The 25645-nt window shown below is 62.6% G+C and carries 13 protein-coding genes; 4 read left to right on the forward strand and 9 right to left on the reverse strand.

The features are described from left to right. Window positions 1-32: 32 nt before the first annotated feature. The 5 genes from LJ738_RS17870 to LJ738_RS17890 all read right to left on the reverse strand — a co-directional run bounded on the left by LJ738_RS17870 (window position 33) and on the right by LJ738_RS17890 (window position 12047). The gene (locus LJ738_RS17870) at window positions 33-2561 is read right to left on the reverse strand and encodes a glycosyl hydrolase 115 family protein (protein ID WP_227787725.1); all 2529 of its coding nucleotides are present in this window, start codon (window positions 2559-2561) and stop codon (window positions 33-35) included. Between the two features lie 236 nt (window positions 2562-2797). Continuing rightward, window positions 2798-5797 carry a glycoside hydrolase family 2 protein gene (locus LJ738_RS17875; protein WP_227787726.1) on the reverse strand — a complete coding sequence of 1000 codons (3000 nt, stop codon included), beginning with the start codon at window positions 5795-5797 and terminating at the stop codon, window positions 2798-2800. Between the two features lie 252 nt (window positions 5798-6049). Further along, window positions 6050-7552 carry a RagB/SusD family nutrient uptake outer membrane protein gene (locus LJ738_RS17880; RefSeq protein ID WP_227787727.1) on the reverse strand — a complete coding sequence of 501 codons (1503 nt, stop codon included), beginning with the start codon at window positions 7550-7552 and terminating at the stop codon, window positions 6050-6052. Between the two features lie 36 nt (window positions 7553-7588). Next, entirely contained in the window at window positions 7589-10801 is a 3213-nt protein-coding gene (locus LJ738_RS17885) for a SusC/RagA family TonB-linked outer membrane protein (protein WP_227787728.1), read from the reverse strand. Between the two features lie 163 nt (window positions 10802-10964). Then, the gene (locus LJ738_RS17890; RefSeq protein ID WP_227787729.1) at window positions 10965-12047 is read right to left on the reverse strand and encodes a glycoside hydrolase family protein; all 1083 of its coding nucleotides are present in this window, start codon (window positions 12045-12047) and stop codon (window positions 10965-10967) included. 214 nt (window positions 12048-12261) lie between these two features. Here LJ738_RS17890 and LJ738_RS17895 point away from each other — a divergent pair, with 214 nt between their 5' ends. The 4 genes from LJ738_RS17895 to LJ738_RS17910 all read left to right on the forward strand — a co-directional run bounded on the left by LJ738_RS17895 (window position 12262) and on the right by LJ738_RS17910 (window position 18456). Next, complete coding sequence (locus tag LJ738_RS17895; protein ID WP_227787730.1) at window positions 12262-13593, forward strand: rhamnogalacturonan acetylesterase; 1332 nt, start codon at window positions 12262-12264, stop codon at window positions 13591-13593. A 167-nt stretch (window positions 13594-13760) separates the two neighbouring features. After that, complete coding sequence (locus LJ738_RS17900) at window positions 13761-16178, forward strand: glycoside hydrolase family 95 protein (protein ID WP_227787731.1); 2418 nt, start codon at window positions 13761-13763, stop codon at window positions 16176-16178. A gap of 229 nt (window positions 16179-16407) precedes the next feature. After that, a complete protein-coding gene (locus tag LJ738_RS17905; RefSeq protein ID WP_227787732.1) occupies window positions 16408-17349 on the forward strand; it encodes a glycoside hydrolase family 43 protein in 942 nt (313 codons plus the stop codon). Between the two features lie 3 nt (window positions 17350-17352). Next, window positions 17353-18456, forward strand: a complete 1104-nt coding sequence (locus LJ738_RS17910; RefSeq protein ID WP_227787733.1) for a glycoside hydrolase family protein — start codon at window positions 17353-17355, stop codon at window positions 18454-18456. A 78-nt stretch (window positions 18457-18534) separates the two neighbouring features. Here the strand turns inward: LJ738_RS17910 and LJ738_RS17915 are convergent, their stop codons facing one another. The 4 genes from LJ738_RS17915 to LJ738_RS17930 all read right to left on the reverse strand — a co-directional run bounded on the left by LJ738_RS17915 (window position 18535) and on the right by LJ738_RS17930 (window position 25635). Beyond that, window positions 18535-21405, reverse strand: a complete 2871-nt coding sequence (locus tag LJ738_RS17915) for a glycoside hydrolase family 2 protein (protein ID WP_227787734.1) — start codon at window positions 21403-21405, stop codon at window positions 18535-18537. Between the two features lie 122 nt (window positions 21406-21527). Further along, a complete protein-coding gene (locus LJ738_RS17920; RefSeq protein ID WP_227787735.1) occupies window positions 21528-23276 on the reverse strand; it encodes a hypothetical protein in 1749 nt (582 codons plus the stop codon). A 133-nt stretch (window positions 23277-23409) separates the two neighbouring features. Continuing rightward, window positions 23410-24687, reverse strand: coding sequence for a glycoside hydrolase family 28 protein (locus LJ738_RS17925; RefSeq protein ID WP_227787736.1), 1278 nt, complete (start codon window positions 24685-24687; stop codon window positions 23410-23412). 105 nt (window positions 24688-24792) lie between these two features. Then, complete coding sequence (locus tag LJ738_RS17930) at window positions 24793-25635, reverse strand: rhamnogalacturonan acetylesterase (RefSeq protein ID WP_227787737.1); 843 nt, start codon at window positions 25633-25635, stop codon at window positions 24793-24795. Window positions 25636-25645 lie beyond the last annotated feature (10 nt).

Consider the following 25645-nt stretch of genomic DNA (forward strand, 5'->3'; position numbering starts at 1 on the left):
GGTCGGGAGGTGAGGTTCAACAATCCGTCTTTTCATTGAATCTGGAGCTGATTAACCACCACGCCCGGGTCGAGCAAATAAAGCCGGATGGTAGCCGGGCCACTGGCCGCCACCTCGTGCGGGGTTTGGCCCTGCGAGAAGCCGCGCAACACGTTTTCCTTCCACTGCTTTGAGTCGGCTGGCACGTTCACGTCCACAATCTGGGGCGGACTATTATTAACCGAAACGGCGTAGCGCAGGCCGCGCCCAGTGTATAGCCCAAAGGTGGGCAGGCACCGCACGGTCACCGTATGCGGGCCCGCGGTCAAGTCGGCCCGGTATTCCAGATAGGGCGCATTGGCCACGACAGTGGCGAAGGAGGGCACGTCGTAGGGCTGCCGGGTGAGGCCGTTGCCTTCCAGGCCGAGGCCTGGTAGTAGCGTGAGATGCTCGTTGTTAGCTTCTTTTTTGCCAGTGTAGGCGGCAGCAGCAATCAGCAGTGGCGCAGGTCCAGCGGCCACTTGAGTTACTGTAGTTTTCTGAGCTGCTTTTCCTTCTGCTACCAGAGCGGCTGTGGCTACGGGCGGCATCTCAAATACCTTCTGGTCGCGCGGGTGCGAACTCATCATGCCGGCCCACTTGCCGCCCGCAATTTCGTTGTTGTAGCGGTGGGTCAGGGCTTGAATCTGGTCGTAGGCGGCCTGGGCTCGTTGGGCTAAAACCAGGGCCCGGTTATCGCCTTGTTTGGCCAGTTCCAAGCTGCGGGCGGCGTAAATCACTTTTTCATTCATCAGCCGCGCACCCTGCGTTGGGTACAGCACCAGTTCGAAGTAGGCGTCCTGCAGGGTGGCGGGCACCTGCTGCTGTAGCTTCTGAGCTTCAGTGGCAATTTTCTGATAGTCGGCCAGCCGCTTGTCGGCTTCGACGGCCGTGAAGGTTACGCCGCTCAGGTGCTCGGGCTTGGCGGCCTGGGCCAGGCGGTAATACTCCTGCTTGATGTGGGCAATGGCGGGCGCCAGCTTGGTCCCGAAGGTTTCGGTGGCCCAATGCAGGGGGTACTGCGCAGCGGTGGCGGGCGTCCAGCGGCCCACGTTCCAGGCCAAATCCAGGGCAAACTCGGTTTCCAGCTCGGCGGGCTTGATATCGCCCACGTTCACCACCCACAGCCGCCGGGCGCCCAGCGCGTAGGCCTTGCTGAGCTCATAGCTCACCAGCGGCGGCGAAATGCTCGACAGCCACAGATAGTCCTGCGGCGCGCCCCAGTACGAGAGGTGGTAGTACACACCGCTGCCACCGCTGCGCTTTTGCTCTTCCTGGTTCGACAGCTGCCGGATATAGCCGTGGTTGTCGTCGGCCCACACAATGGTAACATCGTCGGGCAGCTTCAGGCCGGACTGATACAGGGTCAGCACCTCTTTGTAGGGGCAAAAAATCTGGGGCACCGGGCGGCCATTTATCGGCTTCACATAGGCCCTGAGCAAACTGCGCTGGTCGGTGATGATGGAGTCGAGCAAACGCACTTTGGCGGCGCGGTCGGGCGGGCCGGGCATGCTGCCGTCGTGAATGCCGCGCATGCCCACCGTGTACACCGACTCGTACCGGGCCGACTGCTTCAGCCGGTCTTCCCAGTAGCGGTGCATCTGCGGGCCGTTGAGGTCGTAGCGCCACTCGCCGGGCTTCTGGCCGTACTCGTACTCATAGTTTTCGGCCCACTCAAACACGTTGTTGCGGAGCATGGGCTCGCAGTGGCTCGAGCCCACCACAATGGCGTAGCGGTTAGCTAGCACCGGGTCGGCCGGGTAGTGGTAGAAGGCCTTGGTGCCGGGGTGCATGGCCGGCCAGATGTAGTTGGCTTTCAGGCGCAGTAGCAGCTCGAATATGTGGGCATAGGTATTGGGGCCAATGTCGTGCACGTCTTTGTCGAGGTGGCGGGCGGCCCAGGGGCGCAGGCCCCAGTCCTCGTCGTTCAGGAAAATACCCCGGTACTGCACCGAGGGCGGGCCCTGGACGAGCCGGCCGGGTTGCACATACAGGGCGGCGTGGTGCGCGGGCACCACATCGGCCCACCACACCCACGGCGACACGCCCATGCGCCGCGCCACCTCAAACACGCCAAACGCCGTGCCCCGCCGGTCACTGCCGGTAATGACCAGCGCCCGCGGCACGCCCGGAAACGGCTTTTCAATTACACTAATGGCATAGCTTTCCCACTGGCCCCGCAGCGGGCCGGGCTTGAGCTTACCGCTGGCCACGAGCTGGTCTATCAAGCGGGATTTGCCCAGTGTGCCGATGATTACTGCTGGCCCGTTGGGCAGTTTTGCCGAGATTCGCAAGGACGGCCGCACGCCCGTCACCCGCGCCACGTCGCCAGCAAAAGCTTCGGCCGCTACGCGCACTACTTCAGCATCTTTGGCATCGTAGTACAGCGGCGCGGCTTGGTGCGCGTGCACCAGCGGGAAAGCCTGCGCCGCATAGGCTGACGTGAGCGGAGCCGTGAGCGGGCCTTGGGCGTGGCATGGACAGGCGGCCAGCGCCAATAGCACAAGGGCGAGGAAATTAAAGATGGTGCTTCGTTGAAACATAAGTGGGAAAGGCTGCCAAAAACCTGTCATGCCGAGCGCAGCCAAGCGTCTCGCGTAGGGTAATCATTACAATCGTCTGTCATGCTGAGCTCGCGAAGCATCTTCTCACGCCTGTGTCGTTCAGCGCCGATAAGATGCTTCATTCGTCAGCATGACAAATGGCGGCGCAGTCGAGATGCTTGGCTACGCCGACCTTCGGTTCGCTGCGCTCTGCATGACGTTCTTTTTTTGCTGGCTCATGGAGTTGGAGACCCGGCTGCGTTTTCATACACTTCCACCTCCACCAATCCCAGCGTACCGGGCGGGCCCGGCTGGTCAGTGGCCGCAGTGGCTACTTTGGTAGCTTCCAGTTCCGAGATGTTAAAGGCGTCTTTGGCTTGCGTGGTGCCAATCAGCTCAACTCGCAGTTTCTGGCCCGTGCGCGGCGGAAACACAGCCGTGAAGTAGCCCAGGCTGCGTTCCGTGGTGCCCCGGAAAACCTCCTGCCCATCTACCAGAATGCGCAGCGGATAAGTGCTGGTGCGCCAACCCGTGAGCTTCATCGCCACCTGGCTGATGGCGGCGGGCCGGGACAGCGCGAATTCAAACCAAGGTTGGGCATCCTTGCGGTCGCTGACCCACTCCGACAGCTCGTTGTCATCAATGCTGAACGCCGCGTTGGTAGCGTTGGAACTGGCCGCGACGCCCGCAACCAGCACGCTCACCCGCGACACCGTGAACGACGGCCCGGCCGGCGTGGGCCCGCGCTGCAAGCTTACCGGCAAGTCGGCGCCGGGCACCCGTGTGGCCAAGCCATTTTTCACGGCCACGGGCTGCGATTTCAGGCTGATGGTGGAGGGTTTCAATCCTTCAGAAGTAGCCGTGAGGGTGATTTTGCCGGCCTGGGTGGTAGTGCGAATAAGTACACGGTTCACGCCGCCTTCTACCGGCAGGCTTTTGGCCAGAATGTAGTTGCCCGGGCCCTGAGCCAGGCCACCGCGCCACTCGGCGGGGCCGCTCAGGGCAAAGTTGACCAGGTTGAGCGCCGTGGGGCAGCGGCGGCCCTGGGCGTCCACTGCTTCTACTTGCACGAGGGCGAGGTCGGTGCCGTCGGCGTGCAGGCCGGTGGGGCTGGTGGTGGGCGTGAGGCGCAGGGCCACGGCGGGGCCGGCGGTCTGGTGTTCGGCTTCGCTTGTTTTGCGGCCGGCGGCATCGTAGCTCACCGCGCGCAGGGTGCCGGGCTGCCAGGCCACTTGCCGGAACGTGAACAGGAACCGGTGGCTCTGCTGCCCGTTGCCCAACGAATTGCCGTTGAGAAACAGCTCAACCCGCTCGCCATTCGACACCACCGAAACGTCCTTCACCACGCCGGGTTTGTAGTTCCAGTGGCCGATGATGTGGGTGCGCGATTTCTCGGGCTCGACCCAGCCGTCCCACATTACCTGGTGGGCGAAGTAACCGTCTTTGGCAATGCGCAGGGCGTCGACCTCGCCGCTGCGGCGGTAGTTTTCTTCGCCGCGGTAGTGGGTATTGGTGTCGGAGAAAACGATGTTGACGCCGCCGGCGCTGCTGCGGGTGCCGGTGCCGGGCCGCTCGTGCCAATAGTCGTACCAGCGCATCACGTCCTCGCGGGCCTGCGAGTCCTGGTTGCGGTTGTACTCGGCCGCGCTGGCGCCTTTGTAGGGCGGGCCGGCGCCGTCTTTGTGGAAGGGCGGCGAGAATTCGTCCCAGTACTTGCGCAGGGCTTCGTCGCGTGAGTACTCCATGGCCCATAGGGGCTTGGTGGCGCTTTTGTTGATGTAGAGCATCTCCCCGCCGTACTCGGCCTCGGGAATATCCAGCATCTCGCGAGAGCCAATGGCCCGGCCGCCGTGCGGGTCGTACCGGTCCCGAATATCCTTTAGCTCCTTCATGTGCGCGGCGCTGATGCTCTCGTTGCCGCCCTCGTAAAACACGATACTGGGGTTGTTGCGATTGTACACAATGGCGTCGCGCATTAGCTCCAGGCGCTGGCCCCAGCGGCGGTCGGTCACGTCTTTTTCGGCGTCGCCGGCGGGCATGGCTTGTAGCAGGCCCACCCGGTCGCAGCTTTCGATGTCCTGTTTCCAAGGGGTCACGTGCATCCAGCGCACCAGGTTGGCATTGCCGGCCACCATCAGGCCGTTGCTGTAGTCCGAGAGCCAGGCCGGCACACCCAGCCCCACGGCGGGCCACTCGTTGCTGGTGCGCTGGGCGTAGCCGTGCACCTGCAGCACCCGGTCGTTGAGCTGGATGAGGCCGTGGGCAAACTCGGTTTTGCGGAAGCCGGTGCGGGTTTTTACTTCGTCTACCACTTTGCGGTTGGCTACCAGTCGGGTGGTCACGGTGTACAGGTAGCCGTAGCCCCAGCTCCAGAAATGCAGGCCGGTGAGCTGGGCGCGGGCGGCCACCGTTTTGGTTTCGCTGGGCTGCAGCGTGGTGGTGCCGCCGCTGAACGTGCCAACGACCTTACCGGAACCATCGGCCACGGTGGCCTCAAACGTGAACGTGCGCGGGGCGGCAAACTCGTTTCTCACCTGCGCCTCGGCTACCACCGTGGCCCGGCCGCCGGCCACGTCAAAGTCCTGGGCGTAGATGTAAACGCCCGTGGTGCCCAGCGTGGAAAACAGCGGCAACGTCTGGTGCAGCGGGCTCATCACGTGCAGGAACACGTTTTTGGGAATGCCGCCGTAGTTGGCGTTGAAGTTGCGGTTGCTCCACTGGTAAATCTGGCCCGAGGCTTTTTCCTTGTAGTCCCAGTCGTTGTTGATGCGCACGGCCAGCACGTTTTCCTGGGGCGCGGGGCGCAGCAGCGGAGTTATGTCGAAGCCAAAGGCCATCACCCCGTTTTCGTGCTGCCCGATGGGCTGGCCGTTCAAATAGAATTCGCCAGCCTGCCGGATGCCCTCAAACTCCAAAAACACCTTCTGGCCCGCGGCCCCGGCCGGCAGCCGGAAATGCTTGCGGTACCAGGCAATGCCCTTGCTCAGGTCCTTGATGTCTTTTTGGAAGGCTTCGCTTTCGTTCCAGGCGTAGGGCAGCGTCACGGCTTTCCACTGCGCATCGTCGTAGCTGGCGGCCTCAGCACCAGGCGCCTCTCCTACCCGCACTTTCCAGCCGGGGTTGAAATTATACTTCTCTCTGCCCGCAATAGGCGCGGCGGCTAGCATCGCCGGCACCAGCCCCCACCACAACGCCACGCACAGCCAGCGCCGCAATGCCAGAGGCCGCGGTGCCATTGAGCCTGAGGAAACACGCGGGACTTGATACATGGCACAGGGAGAAAGGGGACTGCCCGCAAAAGAACTCGACCCATCTGCACTCACTGTCCTGTACTGTGCGGTATAGGCGGGCCTAACGTGTCTGGGGGTGGCATCGTGGAAAAAAGAATATCCTGCTGCGCATAGCGCAGCAGGATATTCTTGTCGTTGGCCTATTGAAGTTGCTCAACTTGGGCTGTTTAGTTTCAGCTCAAGTGCAGTGGCGGCCGGTTAATATCCGGGGTTTTGCTCGTAGAGGCCGGGGGCCGAGCTCAGCTCCACTTGCGGCACGGGGTAGAGCAGCAGGTTGGCCGTAATGGGGCGCGTGATTTTGTTGCCCACGTCGTCCTTGGGCACCCAGGCGTTCATCACGGTCAGGGCCAGGCCGGAGCGCATCAGGTCGTTCCAGCGCAGGTTTTCGCCGGCAAACTCGCGGCGGCGCTCCTCCATCAGGCTTTCCAGCGTGAGGGTGGTGAGCGCCGGCTGCGCGGCGCGCACCCGCAGGGGGTTGATGAGCGTCAGGGCATCGGCCGTGGAGCCGCCCACTCCCCGCACGAGGCATTCGGCTTTCATCATCAGAATGTCGGCGTAGCGCAGCACGATGTAGTTGATGGACCAGTCGGTGCGGCTGGCGCCCTTGGCGGCCACGTTCACGTATTTCTTGTAGAAGGGCCGGGTATCCGTCACGTTCTGGTAGGTGTAGCCCAACTGGATGTTGACGCCCTTGCGCACGTCGGTGGCGGCGTAGGAGGTATTCACCAGGTCGTTGGAGCAGGGCTTGATTTCGACCGAGCCGGCCGAGAACGTGAGGCCCAGCAGGCCGTAGTAGCCATCGGGCACCACCACGTTGCAGAACGACGAGCCCAGGCTGCCGTTGTTGATGTACTGGATGTCGAAAATCACCTCCGAGTTATTCTCGTTGGTGGGCGAGAAAATGGCGGCGTAGGTGGGCTGCAGGGCGTAGCGGGCCGTGCCGCGGGCAGCAATGAGGTCGTCGAGCAGCACGGTGGCTTTGTCGTACTCATTCAGGCCCAGGCCTGGGCCGTTGATGCCGTAGTTGGGGCCCGAACGGGTGAGGTAGACCTGCGCCAGGATGCCTTTGGCAGCGCCCGCCGTGACGCGGCCAATGTTGTTGCCGGTGTAGGAAACGGGCAGGTTGCTGATGGCAAACTGCAGGTCGGAGATAATCAGGGTGTACACCTGGGCCACGTCCTGGCGCGGAATCTTGGATACTTCCTGCGGCAGCAGGGCGTGCTCAATCACGGGCACCTTGCCAAACTTGCGCACCAAATCGAAGTACATGAAGGCCCGGATAAACTTCGCTTCGGCCTCGTAGCGGGTGCGCAGCGAGCCCGTTACGGCCCCGTTGGCGGCCAGCTGGTCGAGCATGGTATTGGCCCGGAAGATGGCCGAGTAGTCCGAGGCCCAGGCATCGGCCACGTAGGGGTTAATGGAGAGCGTGGGCGCGAAGTTGTTGATGGGGTCCCAGTCGCGCGAGCCAATGGCGCTCACGGCGTACATGTTGTCGGAACGCAGCTCGGAGAGAATGACTTCGCGGTCGGGGAAGCCGCGCAGCTGGCTGTACACCGACGTCATGGCCTGGTCGAAATCGGCCGCCGTTTTGTAGAAGTCCGGCACCGAGCCATTCGAGATGGGCGTCTGGTCCAGGTCCTTTTCGCAGCCGCTCAGGGCCACGCCGCAGGCAATGGTTAAGAGAAGGAGGATACGTTTCATGGGAATTCGGGAAGGGAGCGGGGCAAACCCAGCCGATTAAAAAGTAAGGTTAAGACCCAGGACCAGCGTTTTGGCCAGTGGCAAGCCGCCGTAGTCCGAGCCCGACACGAAGGTGCCGGTGTTGCTCGTGTTCAGGGCGTCGGGGTTGAGGCCGCCGTAGTAGTTGTCGTGGCCAAACCAGTTTTCGGCCGTCACATACACGCGGGCGCCTTGGGCCACGCTTTTCTTGATAATCAGGCCCAGGTCGTAGCCCAACGTGATGGAGCGCACCCGGTAGTAGTCGGACGAGTACAGCCAGTCGGTGTTGCGGATGAAGCCGAAGCTGCCCGTGGCCTTGCCCTTGATGCCCGCGCCGGGGTTTTCGGCCGAGAACCACCGGTCGCGCACGCGGCCCAGGGCGTTTTCCTTGTAGCCCACGCTGGTCCGGTCGATGGCGCGGCCCAGGGTGGAGTAGATGGATCCGCCGCGCTGGCCCTGCACCAGAAAGCTCAGGTCGAAGCCTTTGTAGCGCACGGTGTTGGTCATGCCGTAGGTGTAGGTGGGGTTGGGGTTGCCCACCACCTGGCGGTCGTTGCTGTCAATCTTGCCGTCTCCGTTGAAGTCTTCGTACTTGGGGTCACCGGCAGTTTCGGCCCCAAACAGGGCGGCTTTGTTGTCGATGTCGGACTGGCTGAGGATGCCGGTTTGACGCACCACGAAGAGGCTGTAGATGGGCAGGCCTACTTTCAGGATGTTGCTGGGCGTGTCGAGGCCGTTGGGCACTTCAATGGTGCCGTCGCCGGGGCCCAGGTGGACCACCACGTTCTCGTTGTGGCTCACGTTGAACGACGTGTTCCAGGACAGTGCGCCTTCCAGGTTGCGGGTGCTCAGCTCCACCTCCCAGCCCTTGTTGCGCACCTCGCCGATGTTCACCAGGTTGGTGCCGAAGCCGGCGGCCGTGGGCACGGGCACGTTCAGGAGCAGGTCCTGGCTGGTTTTGGTGTAGATGTCGGCCGAGGCCACGATGCGGTTCTTGAACAGGCCGAAGTCCACCCCGAAATCGATGGTGCGGTTGCGCTCCCATTTCAGCTGTGAGTTGCCCACTTTGTTGGGCGCCTGGCCGGTCACCTGCACGCCGGAGGTGCCGCCAAAGGCGTAGTTGGCGAAGCCCAGCGTGGCAATGCTGCTGTAGTCGCCGATGGTGTTGTTGCCGGAGTAGCCCAGGCTGCCGCGCAGCTTCAGGTCGCTCAGGAACGTGACAGGCTGCAGAAACGACTCCTGCGAGAGGCGCCAGCCCGCCGACACGGCCGGAAATACGCCGGCCCGGTCTTCGAAGCCGAAGCGCGAGGAAGCATCGCGGCGCACGCTGGCCGAGAGCAGGTACTTGCCGTCGTAGGCGTACTGCAGGCGGCCGAAGTACGAGAGCAGCACGCTCTGGGTCTCGGTGGTGAAGTTGCTGCCCGTGCCCGTGATGTTGGTGGCGCCATTCAGAGTCGTCACCGTGTTGTTGATGAAACCGCCCGAGGCGGCCAGAGCCACGTTGTCGAGCTTGGAGAAGTTGTAGGAATAGCCCAACAGCGCCGAGAAGTCGTTTTTGCCGATGACCTTGCCGTAGGTGGCCGTGTTTTCGTTCACAAACGTCTGGCGGCGGAAGCCGCTGTACGAGCCCGAGGCCAGCGAAGTGGCCAGGTTGCGCGTGGGCGGCTGGTACGACTTCGACGTCACGTCGTTGTTGTCGAAGTTGAGCGTGGAGCGCAGCCGCAGGCCCGGAATGGGCTGCAGCTCGCCAAACACCGTTCCGAGGGTACGGAACGTGCGCGTGTCGCCTTTGTAGGCATTAATTACGGCAATTGGGCTGGCCGCGCTTACGGCCCAGCGGTACACGTCGTTCTTGCCGTAGCCGGTGTTCACGCCGGCGGTGTCTTCCACAATCGGGGTTTCGGAGAGCAGCTGGTGAAAGCGGTTGTCTTTGCCCTCAATGCCGGGGTCGGTCGAGATGGAATAGGTCGGAGTCAGGGTCAGGCCGAAGCGCAGCTTGTCGCTGGCTTTCACTTCCACGTTGGCGCGGGCCGAGTAGCGCTTGTAGTCCAGCCCAATGGCGAAGCCCTGCTGGTCGTTGTAGTTGCCCGACACGTAGTAGTTCACGTTGTCGGTAGCGCCGGAGGCACTCACCTGGTAGTTCTGGCTGATGCCGGTGCGGTAAAGCTGGTCCTGCCAGTCGATGTACTGCAGGCCGGGGTGGCCGGGCATGGCCCAGCGGTCGTCCAGCATCAGGTCGGGGTTCACGTTGTTGCCGGTCAGGCCCAGGATGGTGCGGCGCTGGGCCGTGGTCTGGCTGGCGGTGCGGCCCGCGCCCGATTTCACCCAGTTGTTGTTGATGATTTCCGTGGCCCGCGAGGCCCACTCCTCGCCGCTGAGCACGTCGAGCTTCTTGGCCGCCCGCGAGCCGCCCGCGTAGGAATTGACGCTGATTTGGGGCTTGCCTGACTTGCCGCGCTTGGTGGTGATGAGCACCACGCCGTTGGCCGCGCGCGAGCCGTAGATGGCCGCCGCCGCGGCGTCTTTCAGTACCTCAATCTTCTCGATGTCGTTGGGGTTGATGTTGTCGAGCGGGTTGCCGCTGCTGAAGCGGCCGCCGCCGTTGGCCGCCACGCTCTCCAGCGGGAAGCCGTCTATCACATACAGCGGCTCGCTGCCGGCCGAAATAGAACCCGCGCCCCGCACCTGGATGCTGAAGGCCCGGCCCGGCACGCCGGAGGTCTGCTTTACCACCACGCCGGCCAGCTGGCCCACCAGCGCCTGGTCGACGCGGGCAATGGGCCGCTCCTCAAGCTTGCGGGCGTCGAGGGTGGCGATGGCGCCGGTTACGTCGCCGCGCTTCTGGGTGCCGTAGCCCACCACTACTACTTCGTCCAGCGCCTTGTTGTCGTCCACCAGCTTTATGGTGATGCTCTCGGCGCCGCTGAAGCTGTGCTCCTGGGTCTTAAACCCAATGGAGCTGAACACCAGCGTACCGGCCGTTTCGGGCACGGCCAGGGCAAAGGTGCCGTCCACGTTGGAGGTAGTGCCGATGGTGGTGCCCTTCAGCACCACGGTCACGCCGGGGAGGCCTTCGCCGGAGGGCGAAACGATTTTGCCGGTCAGTTGCCAGTCGGCCACCATGTGGTGAGCGGGACGGGTGGGGGCGGCCACCGCACCGGGGCCATTTAGCAGCAGCAGTGGCAAGCAGACGGCCAGGCCGTATCGTTGCCAGGTGTAACGCTTAGTCATGTGAGAGAAACTAGGGGTGAGATTTTGAGAAAAAGGCGAGCGGTAGAGGCAGGTATCTGTGACCAAATTACTTTTCCCTAAAGCCCCTACCCTCCTGTAGACTACTGCTTAGGGCATTATCCTTGCTAAAAATTGTGGCGGCGCCAGCTCAATTTTGGCGCGGCTACGTGATTTTGAAAATGAAGGCCGAGGCCGTGAGGGCCGCGCCGCCCTGCGAGGCGCCAAACAGGTAAACCGGCTTGCCGTGGCGCAGCAGCAGCTGCGGGCGCTCGAGGCGGCCGTAGCGTTTCAGGCCGGCGGGGGCGGGCGGCGGCTGCACGCCGTAGTCGCGCAGTGGCAGGAAGGCGATGGTGGGAAACGTCCACTGCCGGCCGTCTTCCGACTCCAGGTACAAGCCCACTTCCTGGCTGTACACGCCCATATCGCGGGCCAGCATCCGGAACTTGCCATGCTGCCGCCACACAAAAGCGTCTTCAAACTGCTTGTTGTTGCCCTGCCTGGAGAAGTCGATGACCGGGTTGCCTTCAAATTTCACGTAGGGGCCTTGCAGCTTATCGGCAATGGCGAGGCCGTACTTGCGGTTGCCGCGAATTTCCTTGCCTTTCGCCTCCTCATATTCCCTGGTATTCCAGGACTTGTAGTAGAGCCAGTACTGCCCGTTGGGGTGCTTGATGAAAGCCGGATTAGTGGTGCAGTGGTCGTCCCAGGCGCCGGCGGGGCCGGGCTCAAGCAGGGGCGCCTCGGGGCGCGTCCAGGGGCCGCTGAGGGTGGGCGCGGTGGCCAGCCCAATGCGTTTGGTGTCGGTTTTGCCGTTGGAATTGCCCATGTAGAACAGGCAGTACTGGCCGTCTACAAACTGAATGCTGGGGTTGTGGCAGGTGGTGGCGTCCCAGTAGCCCGGCCCGCGCGGGGCCAGCACTGTTTCGAGGAAGGTATAAGGGCCTTCGGGGCGGTCGGCCACGGCGTGGGCTATTTCTGAGCCGTTGAGCCAGCCGCCCATGCCTTTTTTGGCCGGCCAGCGCGAGAAAAAGACGTGCACGCGGCCATCGGGCCCATAAATGGGCGAGTTGCACCATACGTACCAATCGGGCAGCTCCAGGGCCCGCCCCACCGGCCGCAGGTGCTTGCTGAACCTGGAAAAGCTGCCCCGGGGATAATCAATGAGGCGAACACTAGCCAGGCCAGCCCAGGCCCGTGCAAACGGCGCCAATACCAATCCAGTAAGAAATGCACGACGGGCAAGCATAAGGCGGCTGAAAAAGGTGGAGTAGCTAAGAGCAGCGCAAGAAACCCGGCGGCCTTACCCGCACTCTCCTGTATTCTGGGGTGCTGCCCCGGCCAGTGCTGGCAGACGCATGGCGCTGCTGCTCCTGCGGCGGAGGGCATGACAGTGCAGGTAAGCGCCCGTACTGGCAGCGGGTACTTTTAGTCCCGATAGTACCCTGCACGCGCCACTCACTATGAAAAACCTGCTTTTTGCGGCCGCCTGGGCCAGTTCTCTGCTCGCCACCGCCGCGGTGGCCCAACCCGCCAAAACGGCTTTCAAATTTGATTTTGGGCCCGGCAAAGCGGCGTCCGGCTACCAGCAGGTGCTGCCCACGGCGGTGTACAGCTCCACTACTGGCTGCGGCTTCGATTTCGGCACCACGGTATCGGGCGCCGACCGCGGTGGCAAGGACGCGCTGAAGGGCGACTTCGTGACGAGCGACAAGCCGTTTTATTTCTCCGTGGACCTGCCCGAAGGCAACTACAACGTGACCGTGACGCTGGGCGACGCGCAGGGCGCTTCTTCCACCAGCCTGCGGGCCGAATCGCGCCGCCTGCTGCTGCAAAAGGCCGAAACCACCCCCGGCAAGTTCATCACCCAAACCTTCACCGTCAACATCAAGAGCCGGCAGATTACGCCCACCACCACCGTTCAGCTCAAGCCCCGCGAGCTGAACAAGCTGGACTGGGACAACAAGCTGACGCTGGAATTCAACGGCGCCCACACCTGCCTCAACTCCCTGGAAATAACACCGGCGCCCACGGCCGTCACCGTTTTTCTGGCCGGCAACTCGACCGTGGTTAACCAGGACGACGAGCCCTGGGCCGCCTGGGGCCAGATGATTCCGCGCTTCTTCAAGCCCGGGGTGGCCATTGCCAACCACGCCGAATCGGGCCTGAGCCTGGGCAGCTTTCTGGGCTCGAAACGCCTCGACAAGGTGCTGAGCGTGATGAAGCCGGGCGACTACCTCTTCATCGAGTTTGGCCACAACGACCAAAAGGAAAAGGGCCCCAACGACGGCGCTTACCACTCCTACACCGAGCGGCTGCGGCACTTCGTGAGCGAGGCCCGCAAGAAAGGCGGCCTACCCGTGATTGTGACCTCGACCAGCCGCCGCAGCTTTGGGCCCGATGGCAAAATCGTGAACAGCCTCGGCGACTACCCCGCCGCCGCCCGCGCCGTGGCCCAGCAAGACAACGTGCCCCTTATTGACCTCAACGCCATGACCGTGAAGCTCTACGAAGCCATCGGCCCCGAGGAATCGAAGAAGGCCTTCGTGCACTACCCCGCCAACACCTACCCCGGCCAAACCCAGGCCCTGGCCGACGATACCCACTTCAACCCCTACGGCGCCTTCGAAATCGCCAAGTGCATCGTGGAAGGCATCAAGGCCAACAAGCTGGGCCTGGTGAAATTCCTGCGCAACGACACCCCAGCCTTCGACCCCGCCCACCCCGACGCCCTGGCCAGCTGGAACTGGCCCAACAGCCCCCGCAGCACCGTGATAAAACCGGACGGCAATTAGTTGCCTATCAATCCAAAGGCAATGCGCAGCGAGGCAACCTTTCGCTTTGCTGCAAATCGTTTGTCATGCAGAGCGCAGCGAAGCATCTTCTCACGGTTCAACGACTCGCGCTAACCTGATAAGATGCTTCGCTGCGCGCGGCATGCCGGGCGGGCAAACAACAACCTATGAACAAACTTCTCCTCATTACCCTGCTCCTATTGAGCCTGCATCCGGCTTTCGCGCAGCGAAAACCAGCTCAAGTACTGTGGTACGACCAACCGGCCAAGGTGTGGGAAGAGGCGCTGCCGCTGGGCAACGGCCGCCTGGGCGCCATGGTTTTTGGCCGGCCGGCCGAAGAGCTGATTCAACTCAACGAGGCCACCCTCTGGACCGGGGGCCCGGCCAACCCCAACCCGAACCCGCAGGCCCCCACCTACCTGCCGGAAGTGCGCCGCTTGCTCTTCGCCGGCGACAACGGCGCGGCTGTGAAGCTCATGCGCAAGATGCAGGGCCCCAACACCAACGCCTACCAGCCCCTCGGCGACCTGATTTTGCGGCAGCCGCTGGCCGGCGCGCCCACCCGCTACTACCGCGACCTGAACCTGGCCGATGCCACCGCCACCACCCGCTTCACGGTGAACGGCGTGGAATACAGCCGCGAGGTGTTCATCACCGCCCCGGACCAAGTGGTGGTTATTCGGCTGAAAGCCAGCAAGGCCCGGGCGTTGAATTTTAGCGTTTCGGCCAAAAACCAACTGGCCTTCACCAAAGCCGTGGAGGATGGCAAGGACTTGGTGCTGCGCGGCAAAGCCCGCATCTACGCCGACGAGCGCCGCGCCATGAAGCCGGTCGTGTACCAGGACAGCCAAAGCTGCAACGGCATGCGCTACCAGCTGCGCATCCGGGTGGTGAAAACGGATGGGCGCGTGCAGGCCGACAGCATTCTGCACATCAGCGGGGCCAGCGAGGCGGTGATTCTGGTGTCGGGCGCCACCAGCTTCAACGGCTACGACAAATGCCCCGACAAGGACGGCAAAGACGAAACCAAAGAGGCCCTGCGCTACCTGAACGCGGCCGCCGGCCAGAGCTTTCAGCAGCTGAAAGCAGCCCACCTTAAGGACTATCAACAGTACTTCAACCGGGTCAGTTTGCGGCTCGATGGGGCCGTGGCGCCCAACCTGCCCGTCGACCAGCGCCTGAAGGCCTACAAAGCCGGCCAGCCCGACCCGGCGCTGGAGCTGCTGTACTTCGACTTCGGTCGCTACTTGCTCATTTCTAGCTCGCGCCCCGGTGGCCCGGCCGCCAACCTGCAGGGCCTCTGGAACCCGCTGATTCGGCCCTCCTGGCGCAGCAACTACACCACCAACATCAACCTGCAGATGAACTACTGGCCCGCCGAAGCCTGCAACCTCACCGAGATGCAGGAGCCGCTGCGGGCCCAGATTGCGCGCTTTGCCCACAACGGCACGGCCACGGCCGCCAACTACTACCACGCCCGCGGCTGGGCCGTGCACCACAACTCCGACCTCTGGGCCCAGACCAACCCCGTGGGCGAAGGCAGCGGCGACCCCAAATGGGCCAACTGGAGCCTGGGCAGCCCCTGGCTGAGCCAGCACCTCTACGAGCACTACCGCTTCACCAACGACAAGACTTACCTGCGCGCCCAGGCCTACCCCCTGATGAAGAGCGCCGCCGAATTCTGTCTCGACTGGCTGGTGGAGCACAACGGCTACCTCGTGACGGCCCCCTCGACCTCGCCCGAAAACAGCTACCTGCTGCCCAACGGCAGCAAGGAAGTGGTGACCATCGCCTCCACCATGGACATGTCCATCATCCGGGACTTGTTCGGCAATATCATCGAGGCCGATTCCATTCTGGGCATCGACGCCGACTTTGCCAGGCTGTTGAAAGCGAAGCGCGCCCGGCTCTACCCACTGCACATCGGTCAGGCCGGCAACCTGCAGGAATGGTACGGCGACTGGCCGGACGTGGACCCACAGCACCGCCACGTCTCGCACCTGTTTGGCCTGCACCCCGGCCGCGAAATCTCGCCCCTGCTCACTCCCACCTACGCTGCTGCCGCCCGCAAAACCCTCGAAGTGCGCGGCGACGAAGGCACCGGCTGGAGCAAGGCCTGGAAAATCAACTTCTGGGCCCGCCTGCTCGACGGCAACCACGCCTACAAGATGTACCAGGAGCTGCTCAAAGTCTCGACACTCAACAACCTCTTCGACACCCACCCGCCCTTCCAGATTGACGGCAACTTCGGCGCCACGGCCGGCATTACGGAAATGCTGCTCCAAAGCCAGCTCAACGACGTGCACCTGCTGGCCGCCTTGCCCGCAGCCTGGCCCAGCGGCCACGTTTCCGGCCTGGTAGCCAGGGGCGGCTTCGTAGTCGATATGGACTGGCGAAATGGCCAGCTCACGAAAGCCCGTATTCTGTCCCGCACCGGCGCTCCACTAAGGCTGCGCACCAACGGGCCGGTGAAGGTGAAAGACGTAGCCGCAACTACCGCAACGAGTAAGGTAAATGACCGGCCGCAGTACGTGACGTCTTTTGCAACCAGGGCGGGCAAAACGTATGAAATTTTAGCTCAATAACTGAACGTCATGCAGAGCGTAGCGCCTCGCGTGGGGAAGCAAGCCATAATCGTGTGTCATGCTGACGAAGGAAGCATCTTATCACGGCTCAACGACTCGTTACGCGAGGATAAGATGCTTCGCAGGCTCAGCATGACAAGAGGCGCGAGCGAGATGCTTGCCTACGGCGACCTTCGGTTCGGCTCCGCTCAGCATGACGGGCTACTTAGCTACTTAATGAATGTCTAGAATGAAAATCCCCGCTCTCTTCGCGCTCCTGGCCCTCAGCTCCTGCGCTACCCGCGCCCAAACCGCTTTGAAGCCCAGCGAAGCCCTGGTCTTCTGCTATTTCAAAGGCAACGGCGAGGATGGCCTGCACCTGGCCAGCAGCCGCGATGGCTACACCTGGACGGCCCTGAAGCACGACAGCACGTTCCTACGCCCCACCGTGAGCAAGGACAAGCTCATGCGCGACCCCTGCATCATTCGGGGTCAGGACGGGCTGTTTCACATGGTCTGGACGGTGAGCTGGCAGGACAAAGGCATTGGCTATGCCAGCTCCAAGGACCTGATTCATTGGTCGGCGCAGCAGTTTCTGCCGGTGATGCAGCAGGAGCCCGAGGCCCGCAACTGCTGGGCCCCGGAAATCAGCTACGACGCCCGCAGCAAGACCTACCTTATCTATTGGGCCAGCACCATTGCGGGCAAGTTTCCGAAAACCCAGAGCACCGAGGAAAAAGGCTACAACCACCGGATTTATTCGGTGAGCACGAAGGATTTCAAGACCTACACGCCCACCCGCCTGCTCTTCGAGCCGGGCTTCAACGTGATTGACGCCAGCATTCAGCCCGATGGGAAGCGCTACGTGATGTTCCTGAAAGATGAAACCCGCGAGCCGGTGCAGAAGAACCTGCGCGTGGCCTTCAGCGAGCAGCTGGCCGGGCCCTACGGGCCGCCGTCGGCGCCCATCACCGGCAATTATTGGGCTGAAGGCCCCACGGCCGTGCGCTTGGGCGCAGAGTGGCTGGTGTATTTCGACAAGTACCGCGAGCACAAATACGGCGCCGTGAAATCCGCCGACCTGACGCATTGGACCGATGTATCTGACCAAATCAAGCTGCCGGCGGGCCTACGCCACGGCACCATTTTCCGCGTCACGGCCAAGGAGCTGAAACGCCTGGAGCAACAATAGCCCATGATAGATTTCCTGAAAAGCACCTGCCATCTCGCTGCCGGCAGCCTGCTGGCGGCCCTGCTGCTCGGCGGAGCCGGCCAGGCCCTCGCGCAAAAAACCGCTGCCAAAACTCCCATTGCTAAAGCTATTTCCGCGGCTAAATCTCAGCCCAACGCGGCGGCCAAGCCCGCGCCCAAGCCGCTGTTTTGCGACCCGGTGTATGATGGCGCGGCCGACCCGGTCGTCATCTGGAACAAGCAGGCGAAGAAGTGGTGGATGTTCTACACCAACCGCCGGGCCACCGACACCACCGCCACCGGCGTAACCTGGGTGCATGGCACGCGCATCGGCATCGCCGAATCCGCCGACGGCGGCACCACGTGGACCTACCGCGACACGGCCAACATCGGCTACCGGCCCAACCCCGGCTACACGCATTGGGCCCCCGACATCGTGGAGGATAAGGGCCAGTACCACATGTTCCTGACCTACGTGCCGGGTACGTTCACCGACTGGAATCACCCGCGCGTCATCGTGCACCTCACCAGCTCCGACCTGCTCAACTGGCGCTACGTGCAAACCCTGCCCCTGGTCACTGACAAGGTGATTGATGCCAGCGTGTTCCGGCTGCCCGATGGCACCTGGCGGCTGTGGTACAACAACGAGCGGGACCACAAATCCATCTACTACGCCGACAGCCCCGACCTGCAACACTGGACCGACCACGGCCAGGCCATCAACGAGCGCGGCGAAGGCCCCAAAGTCTTCCGCTGGCACAAGCAGTACTGGATGATAATCGACAAATGGCAGGGCCTGGCCGTGTACCACTCCCCCGACCTTCTGCACTGGCAAGCCCAGCCCGAACGCCTGCTCGAAGCCCCGGGCCAGGGCCTGGACGACCAGGCCATAGGCGGCCATCCCGATGTAGTGGTGAGCGGCAACCGCGCTTATTTGTTCTACTTCACGCACCCCGGCCGCAGCAAAGCCCACCCCACTCCGGACAATTCCATCGCCGCCAAGCGCAGCGTTATTCAGGTAGTTGAGCTGGAATTCAAAGACGGCAAGCTGACGTGCGACCGGGATAAACCGACGTTTGTGCGGCTGCTTAATCCGCGGCAAGATTAAGCCTCCGCGGGACCTCTCTCGATGGCACCTCACCCCCGGCCCCTCGCTATTGGAGAGGGGCCGGGGGTGAGGTGCCGCCTAAAACAAGTCGTCCTTCACCGGCGCGATGTAGGGCTGGGGCTTGCTATCCGTTGGCGGCAGGCCGAAGTAGAAGTACAACGTGCGCTTTACAGGCGCGCCGCTCAGGTGGTTGGTTTCGCTGTTGGGCCCCAGGTTTTTGGGGTTGTTGTCGATGTTCAGCCCAAGCTTGGTGCCGATGGGCGGGATGGCGTCCAGGAAGGAAATATCGCCGGTGGGCGGGCCAGGCTGGGGCTTCACCCCGCTCAGGCCGTAGAAATTGAAGCGGCGAATGAACAGGCCCTTGTCGAGGCTGGCGATGAGGAACTTGCCTTCCACGGTGTTCATCTCCATCCAGGCAATGTCGGCGAAGTACCCCTTGAACTCGGGGTAAATCCAGGGTGCGGCGGCCGTTTGGGTGTTGTTGTTGGCGTTTTCCCACACGTTGGTGCTCACGCCTTGCAAGCGGTTTTTCCAGACGCGGTACGGGCCCTGGCCCAGCCACTTGGCTCCGATGACGAAGTTCTCCGGGTAGGTGAAGCTGATGCCGGTAAAGGGGTGGTCGCCGGTGAGGGCGTACTCGTATTCCATGCGCAGCCAGCCGTTGGCGTGCATTTTCCAGCGCACGGCTTTCAGGTCGCCGGTGTAGGTGGCTTCCACCACTTCGCCGTCGGGCTCGGTGCGGTGTTTCAGGCCGGTGAAGGCGGCGGTGCCGGCCACCAGCACGGGGCCGTTGGTGAAGGAGAGCTTGTCGCCGTTGTTGCCCTTCACGCCGGAAATATGGCCGTTGCTTTTATTGAAAGTGACGGCGATGTTATTGGCCTTCAAAGTCAGCGTGCTGTCAATGTCGGTCACTTCCACGGCCGCCTTCGCTTTGGTTTCGAGGGCCAGCACGCCGTCGAGCAGCTTGGCGTTGCCGCCGGTTTTCCAGGTCCACTTGTACACAAGGTTCTTGAACGGGTCGTAGGCCGAGAGCACTAGGGCATCGTAGTTTTTCCAGTCCTTGGGCAGCTCCAGTTTCAGCTTGCCGGTGGCCAGCGGAGCCAGCGCAGGGCTTTTGATACGGCTTTTCTTGCCCGTGATGCTGCCCGCAAAGGGGTCGCTGGGCTTGCGGTAGTTCACCAGTTCCCACTGAAAAAAGCACTGGCTGAGGTTGGTGAAATGGTAGCGATTTTCGACCTCCAGTGTGCCGTTGAACCTTGTGGGCAACTCTTTTAGCCCAATTTTGATGGGGGAGAAAATCTCGCGAATGGCAAAGAAGCTTCCCTCCTTCTCGCGGTGCGGCCCCATGAGGCCATCGGGCGCGTTCACGCCGTTCACGTCGATGATGCCGCGCTGGTCGGTGCGCACGATGCCTTCGTCCACCATGGCCCACAGGAAGCCACCGCCCGAGCGCTGCGACTTCCAGTGCAGCTCCCACATGTCGGCCAAGCCGGCGCCTCCCCCACCGTCGTCCTGGCTGTGCAGGAATTCGGTGGGCATGTAGATAAGCGAATCAGCGAGGATTTTCTGCGTGCTGTAGTAATCCTCGTAGTGGTTGCAGTCGATGCCGCTGGCCGCGTTGCCGGGGCGGTGGTGCGGGTGAATAACGGGCCGTTTGGTGAGGTCGTACTGGTAGAAAATGGCGTCCAGCTCCTTATTGGTGCCGCCTTCGTTGCCGTTGTCCCAGAAAATGATGCTGGGGTGGTTCTGGTCTTTCTCCACCATGGAGCGCACCAGCGGGGTGCCGGCCTTGGTGCTGTAGTATTTCTGCCAGCCGGCCAGCTCGTCGAGCACATACAGGCCCAGCGAGTCGCAGAGGTGCAGAAACTCGGCATCGGGCGGGTAGTGCGACATGCGCACGGCGTTCATGTTCATCTCCTTCAGCAGCTTCACGTCCATGAGCTGGATGGAGTCGTTGAGGGTACGGCCGGTTTCGGGCCACCAGCTGTGGCGGTTGGTGCCCTTCATTTTCACTTGCGTGCCATTCACGTAAATGCCCTTGCCGCGGCGCACTTCAATGGTGCGGAAGCCAAACGACTCGGTGGTTTGGTACTGGGTTTCGGGGCCGGTGCGCAGCGTGAGGCGGGCGCGGTAGAGGGTGGGCGTTTCGGCCGTCCACTGGCGCGGGTTTTTGAGGGTGGTAGTCAGGCGGGCCACGGTGTCGCCGGCGGCTACCTCGGCACGGGCGGTGCCCACGGTTTGGCCGGCGGCATCCAGGATGTCGGCCTGGAGTTGGGCTGGCTGCTTCACGTTGCGCACGTTGGCGCGCAGGGTGAAGGCGCCGTTGGCGCGGGCATCGATGGCAATGTTTTCGGCGTATTGCTGGGGGTAAGACTGCAAATACACCGGCCGGAAAATCCCACCAAACACCCAATAGTCGGCCAGCCGCTCGGCGTTGTTCACGCTGGGCTCGGCCGACATCTTGCTCACTTTCACTTCCAGCACATTGGCCTCGCCAAACTTGAGCTTGTCGGTGATGTCATACTTGAAGCGGTAGAACGCGCCCTGGTGCACGGCCCCGGCCACCTGGCCGTTCACCTTCACTTCGGTATCCGTCATCGAGCCCTCAAACACGATTTCGACCCGCCGCCCGCGCCAGCCGGCCGGTACCGTAAACGAGTGCTTGTACAGCCCCTGCTCATCCGCAAAGCGGAAGTTCTTGCCGTAGGTCTTGTAGTCGCGGCCGTAGTTGTAGAGGCCGAAGCCCTGCTGCTCCCAGCACGAAGGCACCGCAATGGTGGTCCAGAAGCCGCTTTTGCGCCCGCCGGTGCAGTAGAAATCCCACTTCACCGTGGCGCGGTTGTCGCGGCTGGAGAGGTACTGGATTTGCTTCTGGGCGGTGGGCTGAGCGCGGGCATTTTGCGCCAGCAGCAGGGAGAAAAAAAGGAAGAGAAAGTATTTGGGAGGCATATCGGACGGTGTAGAGACGCGACACTTCGCGTCTCGTCGTTGCTGATGTTGTTATAGGTTGTGCGTTACTGAGCCGTTCAACGCCGAGACGCGAAGTGTCGCGTCTCTACACTGTTCGGCGCTTAGTAGTGCGTGTGGTTGACCACACTGTTTCTCAGGTACTCTAGGTTTTTCTTCTGGTCCTTCCCGCTGTGGGTGGCCCGACGGCTGCCGAACACACTCAGCCGGCCTTGGCTCAGAGTAATGACTTCCTCGGCGCCCTGGCCCATGAAATCGAACATGTGAAAGACCGGGTCGGGAAAGTAAAGCTCGCCGGTGCCCACGTCGTTGAGCCGGAATTTGTGCCAGAACAACTCAGTTGAGCCATCGCCACGCCAGTTGCCGCGCACGAAATCGGGGTTGCCGTTGATGGGATTGCCGGGCCACTTTTTCACCAGGTTGCCGCTGTTGTCGAACCAGTAGAGCTGGCTGGAAAGGGCCGGCTCGCCGGCTTCGCGGCTGCCGTAGGTGCGGCCGCCCACTACCACCTGCGGGCCGGGCACGTTCTTGAGAAAGTTGCCCACGGCGAGCTGCTGGCTGTGCTCGGCGGTGTTTTGCCAGATAATTTTGCCGGTCAGGGCCTCGTACACAAACACGCCGGTTTCGCTGTTGGCCGTGGCGATATCGAGCTTGCCATCGCCGTTGATGTCGATGAACTTGTAGCTGTCAGCGTGGTCGTGGTTGTCGGGCAACAGGTCGAAGCGGTTCCAGATTCCCTGGCCTTTGGTGCTGAGCAGCAGCGAGCCCACCAGCACCTCGTCGAGGCCGTCGCCGTTCAGGTCTACGGGGTAGATGTAGTGGCCGAGGTTGTCCTTTTTGCGGTGCTCGGTGTGCTGCCACAGCAGCTTGAGGTCGGCGGCGTAGGCGGTCACGTTTTCGGTGCCGCCCATGTCGGTGTAGGCCACCAGGTCGTTGGCGGGGCCGGGGTGCAGGTGCGCGATGGCCAGCCGAAAGTTGTTGTACACGTGGGGCAGCGGCTGGGTCGGCCAACCTGTTTTGCGCAGGATTTTGCCGGTGCGTCCATCGGCCACCACTAGCCATTCTTTGCCCTCGATGAAGCGCCAATGCACCACCTCGGCGCGGCCGTTGTGGTCGAAATCCCAGAGCACGCCGGGGGCTTCAAATTCTGACCGTTCCTTCACGTATTCGGAGGGAGCTTTATAGGCCCACAATTCCTTGCCGGCATTGTCGAAAACGTGAGCCGAGAAGTCTGGCTCTAGTACCAGGAAATCCGTTTTCCCGTCGCCGTTCACATCGCCAAACTTCACGGCGTTCGACTGCGGAATGGTGTACTGCCGGAGCAGCTGCACATCTTCAGGCAGCTGGTAGGGCCGCACGTCTTCTTCCTTAAGACTGGCATTTTTAGCAAGCACCAGCACGTCTACCACCGGCCCAATTTCGATGCGCGTCAGCTTCACATAGGCCGGGCCAGCGGGTAGCTCAAACGTGCCCCCGGCCTGCCAGCTCAACGCACCCCGTCCGAAGCTAGCGGCCGTTACCTTGTCGTTGACGGCGACTTTGAAGCTGGTATTTTTCTCGCCCTGGCTGCGCACAAACAGCGTGTAGCTGCCGGCCTCCGGCACCTGCACGCGCACCTGCATGTTGGTTTTCGATTTCAGCACCAACGCCGTGTTGTTGAAAATCCAGGGGGCGTGCAGCGTGCCGGCATCGGCAATGATGTCGCCTTTGGGAATTTCCTGGATAAAATTCGAGGCGGGAATGATAACCGTGGCCGGCAACGGCGCTGGGCGTACTGCGGGCGCCTGGGGGGCCCCGGCGGGCAGGCCCAGCAGGCAGCAAAGCAATACGGCCAGTGCGGCAGGTTTTTTCATAGAAAGCAGCGGCGGAGCCGTCGGCAGGGGCCGGAAGGGGGGCCGATTTTCCGGCCAACGCTCCAGCGCATCGAAGGAACAGCCCGGTCCGGCCGCAAGCTTCCTGTACCTTCCTGCCAGCCGGCCCAATGGCCTACTGCACGTCGCTGAGCTGCACCAGTGCCGGGCCATCCTGCACGGCCATGTGCAGCCCAGCCAGGCGCACCCGGCGGGTGTGCTCCAGGGTGAGCCCGCGCTGGGCCCTAATGCGGCAGCGCCGAAACCGCACATCGGTAATCGGGCTGCCGGGCAGGCCGTGGAAGTCGCCCACCACGGTGGTGCTGCCCCACAGGTGCACGAGACGCACGTGGCGCACCACCGGCAGCACCGGGGCGGGCGGGGCCAGCGGCGGCACCATGCGCCAAGCCATGTTGAATTCCACGGCTTTGCCCGTGCCCAGCAGCTGCATGTTTTTGTAGGTGATGTGCTCGACCACGCCGCCGCGGCTGGGCTGCGACTTGAAGCGTATCGGGGCCCAGTTGCCGGCGTCGGCCACGCAGTTGCGCACCCTCACCCGGCGGATGCCGCCCGAAGTTTCGCTGCCCATGGCCACCCCGCCGTGCCCGTAGCCGAAGTGGCACTGCTCGATGAGGATGTGGGCGCTGGGCCGGTTTACGCGCAGGCCATCAGCGTCTTTGCCCGATTTGATGGAAATGCAGTCGTCGTTCACGTCGATGCTGCAGCCCACAATGCGCACCTTCTCGCTGGAATCCACATCGATGCCGTCGGAGCTCGGGATGTTGTGGTCGGCGGTGATGGTGAGGTTCGCCACGGTCACGTTGCGGCAGTAGAGAATGTGCAGGCACCACACGGCCTGGTTGTGCAGGCGCAGGCCGGCCACCCGCACGTTTTGACAGTTCTGCAGGCCCAGCAGGCGCGGGCGCCCGCGCGGTGGGCCGATGGGCTGGGCGTTGGCTTGGCGTTGGAGCTGGGCCTGCCGCACCCACTCATCGCCGGAGCCGTCGATGGTGCCTTCGCCGGAAATCACGAAGTCGGTCAGGCCATCGGCGTTCACGAGCGCGGCGGTCCACTCCCGCTCGATGCCCTCCCAGCGGGTTTTTACCTGCGGGTAGTCGTCCGGATTAATCGAGCCTTTTAGCACCCCCTCCTTCTCAATGCGCAGGCTGACGTGGGGCCGGAGAAACAGCGCCCCGCTCACAAACACGCCGGTGGTCACGACCACCACGCCGCCACCCGCCGCCGCGCACGCATCCAGCGTGGCTTGAATGGCGGCGGTGTTCAGGGTTTGGCCGTCGCCTTTGGCCCCGTAGGCCGTAATCGGATACTGCTTGGCGGGGTTGGCGGCCGTGCCGGTGGCGTGGGCCGGCGCGCAATTCAGCCCAACCCACGCCATTAGCAGCGCTAGGACCATATAGCAGCGCCTTGAATAGCTAACGGGTTTCACTGGTAAAGCTAAAAGCGCAGAGAAAAGAGGTGGCCGAGAGCAGCGCGGGCAAGTTGAGCTAGTTTTCGACTACTAAATCTTCTTCAGATACTTGCGCAGCGCCAACCCTTTGGTGGCGCGAATTCCCTCCGCCACAGTGGCGGCATTGAGCTGCGCGCCGGCCTCGATGGTGTGCGTGTGGTCTTTGGAGGTGAAGTACACGGTGCCCACTTTGGCCTCGCCCTCGCGGTCGTATTTATCGGCTACCAGCTTGTTCAAATCAATGAAATACGCCCCACCCTGCCGGGCCGCTTCGGCCGCCCACTTGGTGTAGCCATCCGTGGCGCGGTTCACTTTGCCTTCTTTCCACCCATTGCGCGGAATGAGCGAGCACACCACCGGCGTGGCGCCTTTGGCCTTGGTATCGGCAATTAACTTGCGCAGGTACCAGCCGTAGCTATGCACCACTTCCTGCTGATTGGTGAGGGGGTTGTACACTTCCTGGCTTTCCTCGCCGTTGCTTTTGATGGTGCCGCGAGCGCGGGCTGTGTCGGCCAACGGGCCATCGTCATTGTGCCCAAACTGCATAATCACGAAGTCGCCGGGCTGAATCTTGGCCTGCACCGCGGCCCACAGCCCCTTGGTTTGGAAGGTACGGCTGCTGGTGCCGCCCAGCGCGTCGTTTTCGATACGAATGCGGGTGGTGTCGAAGTGCGCGGGCAGGTAGTTACCCCAGCCCCAGAGGCCGCCGTCGCCTTTGCCCTTGCCGTTTTTCACGGTCGAGTCGCCGATGAGAAACAGCGTGGGCTTGCGCCCCTTCTGAGGCAGCAGCGTGAAGGCCGAACTCAGCAGGCACACGAGCAGCAGCCCGTAACCCAGCACGGTGCGGCCAAATGGATTATTGAGCTGGCTTCCGGGTTTGTCGTTTGATTTCATAAATGGAAGG

The organism is Hymenobacter plasmatis, assembly GCF_020711255.1.
In the GTDB taxonomy this organism is placed as follows: Bacteria; Bacteroidota; Bacteroidia; order Cytophagales; family Hymenobacteraceae; genus Hymenobacter.